Origin of the sequence: Roseofilum sp. Guam (assembly GCF_017746735.1) — a bacterium.
In the GTDB taxonomy this organism is placed as follows: Bacteria; Cyanobacteriota; Cyanobacteriia; order Cyanobacteriales; family Desertifilaceae; genus Roseofilum; species Roseofilum reptotaenium.
In genome coordinates this window covers 48,079-60,944 of record NZ_JAGHZN010000019.1, presented here as the reverse complement: position 1 = coordinate 60,944, position 12,866 = coordinate 48,079, and the positions used below count along the sequence as shown (strand labels likewise).

Below are 12,866 nucleotides of genomic sequence, written 5' to 3'. Positions count from 1 at the left end.
CCTTAAGACATTGGCGACCCAACACTCTTACAATTGAGTAAAACCGTGAATCTAGCTCCCTTTGATTAAAATGCCCAATTCTCCTGTCGTCTCTTATCAAATTCTCAGCGATCGCAGTCAGTACAAACCGTGTAAGATCAATGTCCCCGATCTTGATCGTCCCATTGCTGCCATTCGAGTCAACCAAACCTACTATAGTCTCTTTCAAGTTATTCAAGATAGTGAACGCGCCGAAACCATCGCCGAACGCCTCACTAAGCGAGGAGATGAAGTTATTATTACTCCTACTCCAAAAGGAAGTGCCCTTTGGGTCAAAGAAGCTCAAGGGTCTCCCGTTTCCCGTTCTACCCAAAAAGCACAGAACGCTCAAACCCCTGCCAAGCCTCCAGAGCCACCCTATAAAATTCTCAATTCTCCAGAAGATTATCAACTTGGGTATATTCAAGTCCCTGACTTAAACGATTCCCTAGAAGCAATTGAATGTGAGAACCAATATTACAGTCTCTTTAAGAGCTTTCCTGATATTCATCAAGCCTCAGAAATAGCTCTGCGTCTAGCTAAGAAGGGAGATAAAATCTTGATTATCCCCAACTCTCCCCAATTTACCCTTTGGATTTTAGAGCCAGATGCCCAGTGGTTAGCTTCTCGATAGACCGAGTCAGCTAGAGTAGACGCAACCTTTAACTATCCTCTAAAATTCCCGGTAATACTTCTCCTACTTGGGTATTTAGCACTTCCATATCCTCTTGATCTTTCGCACTAAAACTGGTCTTAAATTGCTCGGGTGCTTGGGGCCAAGTGCTAGGATCGTAGGCTGGAAATTGTCCGGATTTGCGTTTATTCACTAACTGGGTGACTCCCAAGGGTTCCCCATCCTTGGATAACACGGGCATACAAAGCAAACTAGACGTTCTATAGCCCGTTTTTTTATCCGTTTGTTGAGCAATTTCCGACCCCGGATAATCATATAAGTCAAAGGGAATATTCAAGGGTTGTCCTGTCAGGGCAACACGACCAGCAAACCCTTCTCCCATGGGAATGCGAATATCAATTAAGGAGCCATCGCTTTGAGGTAATTTAGTCCATAGCTGTTTATTGACTCGATCGATTAACCAAAGGGTAGAGCGGTCAGCATCAGTTAGGGTTTTTGCGGCTTGCATTACATTACGAATAATCTCTTCTGCGGAACTACTACTGCTTTTAATCAGATTAATTGCGTGAGTTAATGGATCAACGGTTAGACCCGATTTTCTCAAGGTGGGGATGTCAGTATAGAAGGATTGGAAGCCTTGGAGAATGGGGGAGATTAATTGGGTATACTCTTGCAGGCGATCGGCATCGGTACGGTTAAAGCCTTTGGGATCGAGACGACCTTCGGTCTGTTTGTTAAATAAGCGAACGACTCCGACGACTTCCTTCCGATCGTTGACTAGGGGAAATAAGAATAACTGGCTATAATTAGCGATTTTACCAGCTCCTTGAATGACTAAGGGATCGGCTAAATTTCCCAGTTTATTAGTTCCTTTAAAGTCTTGGCTACTGACGATGGTTTTGGCTAACCCTTGCTCTGTCGAAACAGTAATCAATTTAGGTTTTTTCTGGGCATCTAAAATGGCAGACCAGAGGTTATTCCGGCTAGAATCCAGAATAAATAATGTGGCTTTGGCTACTCCGATCGCCTGTTCTACAGAGGTGTGCAGAGGTTGGAGAAAATGAGCTAAAGAATGGTAAGCAGCTTCCTGGTTAGATGCTCGATCCAACTCCATTTGACTCAATAAAACTAAGCTTTGCTGGGTTACCTCAGTGGGATCAATTTGCGCTTGTTTCTTCAAGTTTTCATGGCTTCTAATGAACTGGAGTAGTACCGCTACCCGTTCATTAAATAACTGCATGGTTTGTTGATCGTTGCGGTCAAAACTGGCTTTTAAATAATCAGGAACTGCGGGCCAATCTTCTTTGTTATATTCGGGATGATTGCCTGGCTTACGCTTATTGACTAATTGGGTAATACCGAGTAATTCTCCTTCTGGACTTTCGATGGGCATACAGAGTAAGCTACACGTCCGATAGCGAGTTTGAGAATCGGTGCGTTTTGCATTTTCAGCGTTGGGGTCATTGTAGAGGTCAAAGGGAATATTCAAGGTGTGCCGGGCTTGGGCAACTTCACCAACAAATCCTACTCCGATCGCACATCGAATTCTCCCTTTTCCGGGTAACTCTGTCCATAAATCCCCAGCTTGAGGGTCATGTAACCAGAGGGTGGAGCGGTCAGCATTCATCAGTTTTTTGGCCGTATTCATCACCCGATGTAATACGGTTTGAGTATCGAGGTTAATCTGATCGAGCGATCGCGTTGCTTCCGTAAGTGCCGCCGTTGCCCGTAACTTTTTAGTCGCTTTATAGGATGATTGACACGCTTGCAGAATCTGACGAATGGGAAGCACACATTTAACTAAGCGCTCTAAATCTTTGCGGGTAAACCCTTGCACTGGACGCGAGGGACTATTGGGAGTTTTGGGTGCAATTTTATTGAGCAGTTGAATCACCGCTACCACATTCTTTTGCTCATCTAAAATTGGAAAAGCTAAAATATTGCGAGTGCGATAATTATACTTTTGATCGTATTCTTTCACCAACTTACATCTCGGATCGTCATACACATTGTTGGGAATATTAATTACCCGCTTGAGTTGGGCAACTCCTCCAGCAATGCCTTCGCCAACTCGGACATGAATATCGAGGAATTCACCCTGTTCATTTTGAGCTACCAAAGACCATAACTCTGTTTTCTCATCATTAAGCAAAAAGATGGTAGTCCGCTCGGCCCGGAGCAACTGCCCCACAGTAGAAGTCACATCTCGCAGCACCTCATATAGGGCTTGGGCCGATTGATGGCCTTCTTCGGGGGTTTGTCCTTCTGAAAGGAAATCTACTTGAGAAACCAGTAATTTCCGCTCCAGTTGGGTAAAGGTTTTCAGGAATTCGGTTTCATCGACTTCTAACTCGGTTTCAATGGTTTCGATCGCCTTCTCGACCCACTGAGCATTAAAAATTCCGGCATAGATACGGTTATGGATTAATAAACGCCCTTGTTCGCGCATCGCTAATCCCATAGTCCGTAACTCGCGCTGTTCCGGACTCTCATTAGCCGGTATCCCTTGGTCTGCCAATACTTGTTCATACAGTCGAAGCAAGTTCAAGGTTGCCGGTTGGGGTTGTAAGAGGCGATCGCGAATACTGCGTAAATGTTTTAATTCTTCATTGTTTTCCCAATTCTGAATTAATTCCCTTTGCACTAACTTAGAAATCCATTCTTCTTCGCGACCCACGATGGGTGCATCCTCAGAATCTGCGATCGCCTGGCAAACGGCTATTGTCAGCAGGGGGTGGGCAGCCGTCCAGAAAAATATCGTCGAAATCAGAGTACGATAATTTCGGGTTTTGGCTTTCATTCCCCTGGCCAAATCCAGGCCAGTAGCGTATTTTGAAGAAGGAGTCAGGGAGTAGCTCTCGTTGGCGATCATATCGTGCAACCCGATCTGAATGGATTTAGCTATGCAATCAATCTCAATGATACCCTGATTGTACAAGGCCTTCTTTTGGCGAGAGATTAAACCCATGCAAGAGATTCAAGGAACCACCCGTTTACTGGGTATTATTGGCGATCCGATTAAGCATTCGCGATCGCCGGTGATGCAAAATGCTGCCCTTTCCCATCTAGGTGCTGATTATGTCTATGTCCCCTTTCCGGTTACCCAAGACCAATTGGAGGTTGTCCTAGAGGGATTTCAAGCGGTTGGGGTGGTTGGGTTTAATATCACTATTCCCCACAAGAGAGCAATTATGCCCTACTTATCCCAAATTTCCCCAGTTGCCCAAGCCGTGGGTGCAGTGAATACGGTTTGGCGAACGGAACGGGGATGGGAAGGAACCAATACAGATGTTTTGGGATTTATTGCTCCTTTGAAAGAGGAGCATCAGAAGTGGTCCAATGCACAAGTGGTGATTTTAGGCAATGGCGGATCGGCCCGAGCAGTGGTTGCCGGTTGTTTGGAGTTAGGGGTTGAGCGCTTGCATGTGGTGGGGCGTAATCTTGAGCGTTTGCAAGCCTTTCAACAGAGTTGGTCCAATCCTGTAATGATTCATGAATGGCATGAGTTACCGGATTTGTTATCTGAAACCACAGTGTTGGTCAATACTACACCCATCGGTATGTCTCCCAATGTCAATGAGACTCCGGTAGATGGGGAACTCTTGGCTCGTTTGCCTCAAGGAGCCATATTATATGATTTGATTTATAATCCTCGTCCGACTCGTTTTTTACAATTGGGACGGGAGATCGATCTGCTCACGATTGATGGTACAGAAATGCTCGTTCAGCAAGGAGCAGCCGCTCTACAATTGTGGCTTGATGAACCCACTCCCGTTGGGGTGATGCGTCAAGCACTTTTGGATGCGCTGTAATATCAATTAATAATTAACAATTTTCATGTCGGCGACAGCCGAAACAATTAACAATTATTTTAAGAGGACTGAGTATGACAGTTGCTACTGTTGCTAAAGTCTGGACAGATGATGAGTTTATGGCGCTATCCAGTGATGGGCATCGTTACGAGTTGGTGGATGGGGAGTTAGTCGATATGGGAAATTCGGGAATGGAGCATGGCTATGTGGCCTGTCTTTTGGTAGCCGAATTGATGGCTTTTGTGCGCCAAAATAAGTTAGGGGCGGTGTGTGATTCGAGTACAGCGTTTACGTTAAAAGAGGGTAATCGGCGATCGCCCGATATTTCTTTTATCAGTCGTGACAGATTGAAGGGATTAAGCCGTCCGCCCCGGGGATTTTTTCAGGGATCGCCAGATTTAGTGGTGGAAATTTTGTCCCCAGGAAATACAGTAGAGGAAATGCATACCAAGATCGTAGAGTATTTCCAGAATCAGACGCGCCTGTTGTGGATGATTCATCCCGATGAACGGTATATCTTGGTTTATCACTCTTCTGAGCCGGATCGTCTCTTGCGGGTGGGAGATACACTTGATGGAGAAGATGTGATAGCGGGGTTTTCGATGGCAGTATCAGACTTATTCGAGCCATGGAATTTTTAATAAAGTTTTAGAAATTGTGAATGTTACGAATAGATGGAGAAACTGTAAATGGGCGAAAAATTCGTGAATTATCAGGTTAAGAGTCGTTCTATATCTGCTCTCTCTATATCTGATATATGTGAAGCAGTAAAAACCATTACCAAAAGTCAAGCTTACATAACGCCTGAAAAGAATGGATGGTTCTCCATATACGATCGGACATCCGAGAAATTTATCTATCATGAGATAAGTGCTTTTGCACAAAAAGTATCAGAGATACTGTCATCAACTGTATTTGTATTCATTGTATTCAGTGGAGTTCACTTTATTTACTTACTGTACGACTCTGGAGAGTTAATTGATGAATTCTATGACGATCCTGATTCATTTACTTTTGGTTATGAATATGTTAATGATAGAATCAGGAAACAGTTCCAAGGAAATCCTCAAAAAATATTGAACTATTGCGTAGAAGGAAAAAATCTACAGGATCTTTTGCATTTTTTTGATAGTTGTAAAGAAAGTGAAAGAGATCCCTATGACACTGAAAAAATACAGTACTATGGCATGGATGCTGTTGCGGAATTCGTAGTTTTTTTGGGAATTGATGAAGAAAGAGCAACAACTGGATACAAATATTTGGAGGACGATAAATTTTATGGTACGGGTTTAGAGATGGAAGATGCCGAAGATTTTATATTAGTAGAAGCCTCATCTATCTAATTGCCACCCGATCGCTGTTAAAGAATGCCATTGTTCAGCAGAATCCTAGAAATAGAGGTATGGCTGGTATCTTTCAAAAATCACAGCGCTTTGCGAGGTAATGAGGTACAGTCGGAAAAGATTCTCTCATCTCCCCATGCTTTTTTTGGGGAGAATCCCACAGTCCTACCTTTTTGAAGGAGGATGGAAATGTACCTCGAAAAGCAATGAATAAAGATGCCCTAAATTATTCCTTAAATAGACTCAGTTGTTGGTAGCGATCGCTCTCCGACTCCTCTACCTGAGTTAGATCGGGAAGTGTCAACGGGATACGCGGATAGGTTTGGCGATCCGTGCGATCGCGCTCTAACCATTGCTGAAATACTTGTTCTCTGGGATCGTCGGGAGAAACTAAGCTATAGATCCGTAGGCGTTTGCGCGAACCCTTGAGGCTGGTGCAACGTTGATATTCTAGACTATATCCCAAGAGATTAATGAAACGACGCACGATCATAATTCCAGAGGCATTTTTCGCGAGTCCGATACCGAATAGCGATCGCACTTCCTGACGGTTCGAGAGAGCAATGTGCTGTAACTGCTGCAAATCGATATCGGTATTCATAAATACGCGCTCTGCATCGGCAATTAAACCGGGAATGCCTAAGAGTTCCATCGCGCCAATCTTTGCCCCCAGTTGAGAGCCGTTGAAATCGGGTAAAAAGAGACCACCAGATCTCCGTGATAGTAATTCCCGCGCCATAGCCGTATCGCGATCGGCTAAATAGGGGCGACCGACGGTGAGAAAATAATGATACTGCAATTGCTCGTACCAGCCGCGATCGTCTAAACTGACTAACTCCGGAGTCACGCGAATGCCATACTTTTGCCACAATTCTTGATGGCGCGATCGGTGTCGTTGATCGGGGGTTTGACTACTGCGATGGCAAAACTCTTTCGGGGAAATCACGGAAGTCAGTTGAACCGTGGAATGGGCAATAGCTTCACATTCTGCCTGATAATTTTGCGCCAACACGCGATCGATCATCGTCTTTAAGCTCGGTTCACTCTCCTCTTCTGGCGCTTGCGTCTGCTCTACTGCGGGTTGACAAACATGACCTTCAGCCATTAATCCGCCGATCGCCGCTTCGCGATACCGCGCCATTCCCCCATTAAACCGTACTGCCAATTTGGCCCAAGTCATGAGGGACTCTGCTTGAAATCCTAAGTCTAAACCATCCAACTGGGTAAAATCGGACTGTTGCAACAGGCGAATATTCATCTGAGTTAACCGATGTTCGCAACTGAGTAAACTGGCAAGAGAGGTAGATCCATTTCCCACCCGGTTAAAGCCATAGGGAGCCACCCAGAGATATCGAGGCACAGTTTCCCTGACTCGTGACAGAGCTTGGCGGACAGAGTTCTCGGCTTGGATGCCTTGGGCGATCGCCCACACCGAGGTAAAATGACCCCGAAGATCGATACTCACGCCGGTTTCAATGGCTGGAGAAGCCAAAACGCCATCATACTGACTCAACAATTCATCTAAACTCTGGCCGCGATCCATACAACCATAAGCGGGATGAGTTGGATCGGACAACGTTTCCGAATCAATGCGCAAAAACCGATGCTCAGGAAATCGCTGCTGTAGATAGCTCTCTAGGGTAATGGTTCCCCACTTACTGCCCCGCTTCTGAGCCGATAAACAGATCATTGGTCGTCCCCCAGCCGCAATATGATGGGCTAAATCTTGGACTAGGCGCTCTGGGGTTTTATCCTCATAGCTATATACCCGCCAAGCCTCTTGGGCGCTCGGTTTCCAGGTATTTTCTACCACCGCTACATCCGGGTCAATTCCAGAGAGGGCAATCAAATAATCTAGGGCAATATCACTTAAGTCTGCATCGGCTACCCAAACTTGACCGCTGCCCCCTAAAACGTTTTGGATTAAGGTTTTCAAGGTATTGAGAATAGCCACCCGGTGACGACGACAGGTGCTGGAATTTAAACCATGCCACAGTACTTGCTCGATTTCATCAATCACCACCAGGGCATTTTGCCACTCTTGGGGATTAAACTGGGCGCGGGAGTTGGGATGCAGCGAGTCAATGCACAGCACCACCCCCGGATCTGGAGAGGCTTCACCCGCGAGCGTTGGAAGGCCAAACCGAGTCGCTAAAGATTCTACCAGTTGCACCCGATGACTGATGACAAGGACGGGTTGTCCTGCGCGTTTGGCTTGATTAACAATGGTTTCGAGTAGTTGGGTTTTCCCGGTTCCTTTCGCAGATTTGATCGCTACCAGTTGGGCGCTTTCCGGTAGGGGAAGAGTTGCCGGAAAATAGCGGTCATTGAGGGTGAGGGTGCGGGGATAGGTGAGCTGTTGGGTGATGGTGGCTTTCCAGCGCTCAAAGGGGATGGCTTGGCTGTAGGCTTGGTGAAAGCGGGCTGAACTTTGGCTGGCGATCAGATCGTCTACTCCTTTTCCCCATTCTGGGTTCCAGGTGACGATCTTGACTTGACATCCGGCTTGTTGCAGGAGATACCCCATGCGGCGAATGGCGGTTTGAACGGCGCGTAGGGTTTGGGGTTTGGTGTCTTGGTCGAAGACCATATATATGGGTCGGTTGGCAGCGATAAAGGGTTGCAGTTCAGGGATAAGATGGGGATGACCGATGCGCCGACCTTGGTTATTTTTGGGGATACGATAGCCACTATGGATACCGGGAAGGGCGATCGCTCCATAGCCTGCGGTGAGCAGAGCGCCGGCTTTTTTGGCTCCTTCGGTAATGCACAAGGGAAGGTTGGGGTTGTCTTTCACCCACTGCCAAAACCCTCGATCGGAGTGTTCGGGCTGGATCTGTTCGGGGGTGAGGGGGACGTTTCCCCGGTTAGCGATCGTTTGCCAGATGGACTGGGTAACTCGCAGGGCAAAGAGTCGGGTGGGAGTTTTGGGGGGGTGTTCGTATTTGATCGGTTTGCCGTCTGCATATCTCGGTTGAGCCGGCTTGAAGCATCCCCAGTCCTCATCTTCTCCAGTCAGGGGGTTAATACCGGAACACCACCATCCCCCTTGCTTAAGATGTTGATAGCGTTGCATAATGGTAGCTCGCAACCGGCCATCTTTACGGCGGGGCAGGTCGTCTGCGTACAAGAGATAGTCGTAGGGGGTTTGTCCTTCGAGGGGGATGACATTCAGGCTGGTAAGCTGGCGATCGACTCCACTGGCTTCCCATTCAAGTAGGTGGTTCACGGCGGTTGCGTTGGCTTGACTAGAGATAGGGGTATTTATCGTAAACCACACTATCTGTAGTTGGCAAGTCAGTTAACGAAGATTTATGACTCTAGATGTAGGGGGCGTTTGGCGATCGCTCAGGGGCAACCATTGTCTTTAGAGGATTTATCCGGTTAGTTGAGTGAGAACGAGTGAATAGTGAAAGCCTTATGAAAATTTCCAGAATCGATCATATTGTTCTAACCGTTCAGAATATAGAAATAACTGTAAAGTTCTATGAATCAGTCATAGGAATGGAGAAAGAGGTGTTTGGAGCAGGAAGAATCGCCTTAAAATTTGGAAATCAAAAAATCAATCTCCATGAAGTTGACAAAGAATTTGAACCCAAAGCTAACTTACCCACTCCAGGCTCTGAAGATTTATGCTTTATTACCGAAACAGACTTAGAAGAAGCCATGTCTCATGTCATCAGCCAAGGGGTTGAGGTAATTGAGGGACCAATAAAACGAACGGGGGCAACCGGTTCAATTATGTCGTTTTATTTTCGAGATCCAGATGGTAATTTGATTGAAGTTTCAAACTACGCAGAGCAGAGGTAAGGTCTTCAGTAAGACAAGCTGTAGGTTGGGTTGAACGAAGTTAAACTCAATCTAAGAACCAAGACATTTTTGACTTTGGCAACGGTATAACCGAAAGCAGCCATTTCATCATAAACAGCTTGAGGAATAATTACTTGATCGTAGCTTAATCTATAGCGATCGCCGATCGCACCGGCTCTTGGCTTAAGGGTGAATAATCGGCTACAATTCCTTCTAGGGTCAATCTGGGCGATCGCCTTTTTGCACGATTAATCTGTATTACAGGATACTCTGGACTCCTTGAGTTCAATTGCCTTGGCTAGACGGAGCTATCGTATCGTATTCTAGTTTAATACTCATTTATTCCATACTTCTGGTTGAGGTTAACATACAATGACTCTTCCCAACTTTATCCTTCTAGGGGCAGCAAAATCCGGGACTAGCTCTGTCTGGAATTACCTCAAACAGCATCCCCAGGTGTTCATGTCTAATCCTAAAGAACCTAACTTTTTTGTCTTTGAAGGGATGAAGTTACCCCCATTTATCGGGCCAGAACCTCCAGAAATTTTGTGTAAAAGATTATATCAAAACACGATTACTGATTGGCAAAGTTATCAACAATTGTTTGATAGGGTCTCTGGAGAAAGTGCCATTGGCGAAGCCTCAGTCAGATATCTTTATTTTCCCCAAGCCCCGGAAAAGATTAAGAACTATCTTCCGGATATAAAAATGATTGTTATGTTACGAAATCCGGTGGATCGGTTGTATTCCCATTATGTGATGAATATCCGGCATTTACTAGAACCTTTATCCTTAGAAGATGCTTTAGACCAAGAACAAGAGAGAATCAATAATCGTTGGGGTTGGGATTGGCATTATACTCAAGTGGGGATGTATTCAGAACAAATTAAGCGATATTTAGATTACTTTCCCCCAGAACAACTAAAAATTATTGTATATGATGATTTTCGCCAAGATCCCCTAGGGACAATGAAGGAAGTGTATCATTATCTAGGGGTAGATGATACTTTTGTCCCAAATGTTGAAGGACGAAAAAATCAAGGATATTGGCCGAAAAATAAATTAGTCCATCAGTTTTTATATACCTCTAATCCCTTAAAGTCATTTCTAGAAAAATGGCTACCACGGTCTTTATATCAGAAGTTAATCAAAAACTTGAAGCAATGGAATAGTGCCCCTATTCCCCCCTTATCCATGGAGTTAAGACAATCTCTGAATGAAGTCTTTCGGTCTGATATTATCAACCTTAAAGAGATTTTGCATCGAGAGATTGCTTGGTTAGACTCATGAGCTTAGACTTGCTGGATAATTAAGAGTTTATCAATTTCTGGGTTGGGAATGTCTTGAGTTTTTCCATTGGGCCAAGTGACTTGAATGGACTCAACTTTATCTTGCTGTCCTAAACCAAAGTAGAGTCGGTAGTGACCTTGAGATCGCCAAGCCCCATCTGCTTGACCCACTTGCTGGAATTGAGTCCCATTTTCGGTAATGACTTTAACTTTACCACCAATAGCGACTGTATTGCCCGCAGCCCCTTTCAATTCTATTTGTAACCAATGGTTCTCATTTCCAGGATTCCGATAGAGCAACACTTTAGACTTGCTAGATTTGCTTAATTCAGCAATATCCTCGGCTTTCTTTTGTTGTTTTTCCCACCAAGACATTTCTTCTGATTTACCGATCAGTAAGTCGCGATCGCCATCATTATCGGCATCAAACCAAGTACAATAAGCATATCCTCCAAATGTCTTAGGTGAATTAACCTGTAATAGATTAATTTTCTCAAAGGTGTGATTAGGACGTTGGCGATACATTCCATACCGCAACGTATATAAATCAGTTAACCCATCATTATCATAATCGACCCAGTTAGCAGCAAAGGCTCTAGAAGGAAGTCCAATAGATTCAGGATCGGTAGCCGTATATTCACCTTGATTATTTGTAAATAATACACTTCCTCTTCTAGAGGCGGCAAATAAATCTAAGTCTCCATCATTATCATAATCGGCGATCGTGAGCTGATTAACTGAACGCTCCTGTTCCCCTAGCTTTTCAGCGACAAAGCTTCCCGCTTGGTTTCTGTAGAGCCAAAACGTGGTTTCATCAGCCCAAAACAGATCCATATCGCGATCGTTATCCACATCTAACCATACAAACCAACCCATATCAGACATAGCTAAATTTTTCTCTTGTGCCAGATCAATGAAACGACCTTCAGAGATTTGGCGATAGAGTTGATTCGCTTGCAAAGAATTTGGCGGCCAATGCCGTCCACACATAGTATAAAGATCCAGCAGATTATCTTGGTCAAAATCAACCCAAGCCACTTGTCGTGCTGCACAACCTTGTTTTTTTAACCCAACTTGTTCAGCAATATCTTCAAAGCCAGATCGGGTTTGCAACATTAATTCATCAGTAGCATTAGGTGCAAGTTCTGGCATCTTCCCAACCATACCACCCCGTACAATCACCACATCTAAATTTCCGTCATTGTCATAATCATTCCAAGCCATACCATGCCGATCCATATGAGGTAAGGCATTAATCGGAGGTAGGGAAAAATCATGGGAGGGGGGAGATCCAAAGTTAGAATCGATATAAACCTGGGTTAAATCCGATTCAGAATTGAGTTTGAAAAATGGTGGGAAAAAAGGATAAGATGCGGGAAAGGCGATCGATAAACGACCATTGCCTTTGATCTGGAAGTTCACCAACCTGACTTTATCGAGTCCCCCAGATAAAGCATTCGTATCATTGATTTTAATGGATAGATCGCCCGAAGTTACGGGAGTCGCTGATAGAGGGACAATGACTAATCCACTAAAGTCTTCTGGATTGGAGAGATTTTGGGCAGCGATCGTTAATTGATAGTTATGCCAATAAATGTATAATCCAGGATCTGGTCTATTCAAAAGCAGATCAGAAACAGGTTGCTCTGTAACTTCATAATTTTGAGGAAATCCTAAATCATAAATTTTATTTTCAAATCCTTGACCTTGCTGATTAATATCGAAAATTTGCCGGGCGTTATGATTGGCAGAATAGATATCTAAATAGGTATCTTGATTAATATCAGCCACCCCTAAATCAAAGAGAGAATAGACAGAGTCCAGATTTTCTTGAGTATAACCAGAATCAATATTTAATGGATACTGATCCAGATCTCGCTGTGTCCATAGGATAATAGATAAACTCACTAATCCAAGAATAAATAATATAAGAATATTGCGTTTCATGTTCACACTCTCT

The 12,866-nt window shown here is 44.6% G+C and carries 10 protein-coding genes; 6 read left to right on the top strand and 4 right to left on the bottom strand.

The features are described from left to right. The first annotated feature begins 70 nt into the window (after positions 1 to 70). Positions 71 to 652 carry a hypothetical protein gene (locus J7529_RS09265; protein WP_271944604.1) on the top strand — a complete coding sequence of 194 codons (582 nt, stop codon included), beginning with the start codon at positions 71 to 73 and terminating at the stop codon, positions 650 to 652. A gap of 28 nt (positions 653 to 680) precedes the next feature. Here J7529_RS09265 and J7529_RS09260 read toward each other — a convergent pair whose 3' ends face one another. Further along, a complete protein-coding gene (locus tag J7529_RS09260) occupies positions 681 to 3,452 on the bottom strand; it encodes a GAF domain-containing protein (protein ID WP_318728739.1) in 2,772 nt (923 codons plus the stop codon). Positions 3,453 to 3,618: 166 nt separating this feature from the next. Here J7529_RS09260 and J7529_RS09255 point away from each other — a divergent pair, with 166 nt between their 5' ends. From J7529_RS09255 to J7529_RS09245, 3 genes are all read left to right on the top strand, one after another. Further along, positions 3,619 to 4,464 (top strand): shikimate dehydrogenase, encoded by an 846-nt coding sequence (locus J7529_RS09255; RefSeq protein ID WP_318728738.1) that lies wholly within the window; start codon positions 3,619 to 3,621, stop codon positions 4,462 to 4,464. 74 nt (positions 4,465 to 4,538) lie between these two features. After that, on the top strand, positions 4,539 to 5,105 hold the full coding sequence (locus tag J7529_RS09250; protein WP_318728737.1) for a Uma2 family endonuclease: 567 nt from the start codon (positions 4,539 to 4,541) through the stop codon (positions 5,103 to 5,105). Positions 5,106 to 5,153: 48 nt separating this feature from the next. Further along, positions 5,154 to 5,807, top strand: a complete 654-nt coding sequence (locus tag J7529_RS09245; protein WP_318728736.1) for a hypothetical protein — start codon at positions 5,154 to 5,156, stop codon at positions 5,805 to 5,807. Positions 5,808 to 6,033: 226 nt separating this feature from the next. Here J7529_RS09245 and J7529_RS09240 read toward each other — a convergent pair whose 3' ends face one another. Beyond that, a complete protein-coding gene (locus J7529_RS09240) occupies positions 6,034 to 9,036 on the bottom strand; it encodes a plasmid replication protein, CyRepA1 family (RefSeq protein ID WP_318728735.1) in 3,003 nt (1,000 codons plus the stop codon). Positions 9,037 to 9,227: 191 nt separating this feature from the next. Between J7529_RS09240 and J7529_RS09235 the strand changes: the two genes are divergently transcribed. Next, positions 9,228 to 9,617: a VOC family protein gene (locus J7529_RS09235; RefSeq protein ID WP_413038860.1), complete on the top strand. Its 390-nt coding sequence runs from the start codon at positions 9,228 to 9,230 to the stop codon at positions 9,615 to 9,617. Between the two features lie 145 nt (positions 9,618 to 9,762). On the opposite strand, the gene J7529_RS09230 is transcribed toward J7529_RS09235, so the two are convergent. Then, a complete protein-coding gene (locus tag J7529_RS09230) occupies positions 9,763 to 9,906 on the bottom strand; it encodes a hypothetical protein (RefSeq protein WP_318728733.1) in 144 nt (47 codons plus the stop codon). A gap of 83 nt (positions 9,907 to 9,989) precedes the next feature. Here J7529_RS09230 and J7529_RS09225 point away from each other — a divergent pair, with 83 nt between their 5' ends. Continuing rightward, a complete protein-coding gene (locus J7529_RS09225; protein ID WP_318728732.1) occupies positions 9,990 to 10,907 on the top strand; it encodes a sulfotransferase in 918 nt (305 codons plus the stop codon). Positions 10,908 to 10,909: 2 nt separating this feature from the next. Here J7529_RS09225 and J7529_RS09220 read toward each other — a convergent pair whose 3' ends face one another. Continuing rightward, positions 10,910 to 12,853 carry a CRTAC1 family protein gene (locus tag J7529_RS09220; RefSeq protein WP_318728731.1) on the bottom strand — a complete coding sequence of 648 codons (1,944 nt, stop codon included), beginning with the start codon at positions 12,851 to 12,853 and terminating at the stop codon, positions 10,910 to 10,912. Between the last annotated feature and the right edge of the window lie 13 nt (positions 12,854 to 12,866).

Bases quoted from the DNA above. Each gene is read 5' to 3' on its own strand.
- J7529_RS09265 (WP_271944604.1), top strand. From the start codon at position 71: ATGCCCAATTCTCCTGTCGTCTCTTATCAAATTCTCAGCGATCGCAGT.
- J7529_RS09260 (WP_318728739.1), bottom strand. From the start codon at position 3,452: ATGAAAGCCAAAACCCGAAATTATCGTACTCTGATTTCGACGATATTT.
- J7529_RS09225 (WP_318728732.1), top strand. From the start codon at position 9,990: ATGACTCTTCCCAACTTTATCCTTCTAGGGGCAGCAAAATCCGGGACT.
- J7529_RS09220 (WP_318728731.1), bottom strand. From the start codon at position 12,853: ATGAAACGCAATATTCTTATATTATTTATTCTTGGATTAGTGAGTTTA.
- J7529_RS09255 (WP_318728738.1), top strand. From the start codon at position 3,619: ATGCAAGAGATTCAAGGAACCACCCGTTTACTGGGTATTATTGGCGAT.
- J7529_RS09250 (WP_318728737.1), top strand. From the start codon at position 4,539: ATGACAGTTGCTACTGTTGCTAAAGTCTGGACAGATGATGAGTTTATG.
- J7529_RS09245 (WP_318728736.1), top strand. From the start codon at position 5,154: ATGGGCGAAAAATTCGTGAATTATCAGGTTAAGAGTCGTTCTATATCT.
- J7529_RS09235 (WP_413038860.1), top strand. From the start codon at position 9,228: ATGAAAATTTCCAGAATCGATCATATTGTTCTAACCGTTCAGAATATA.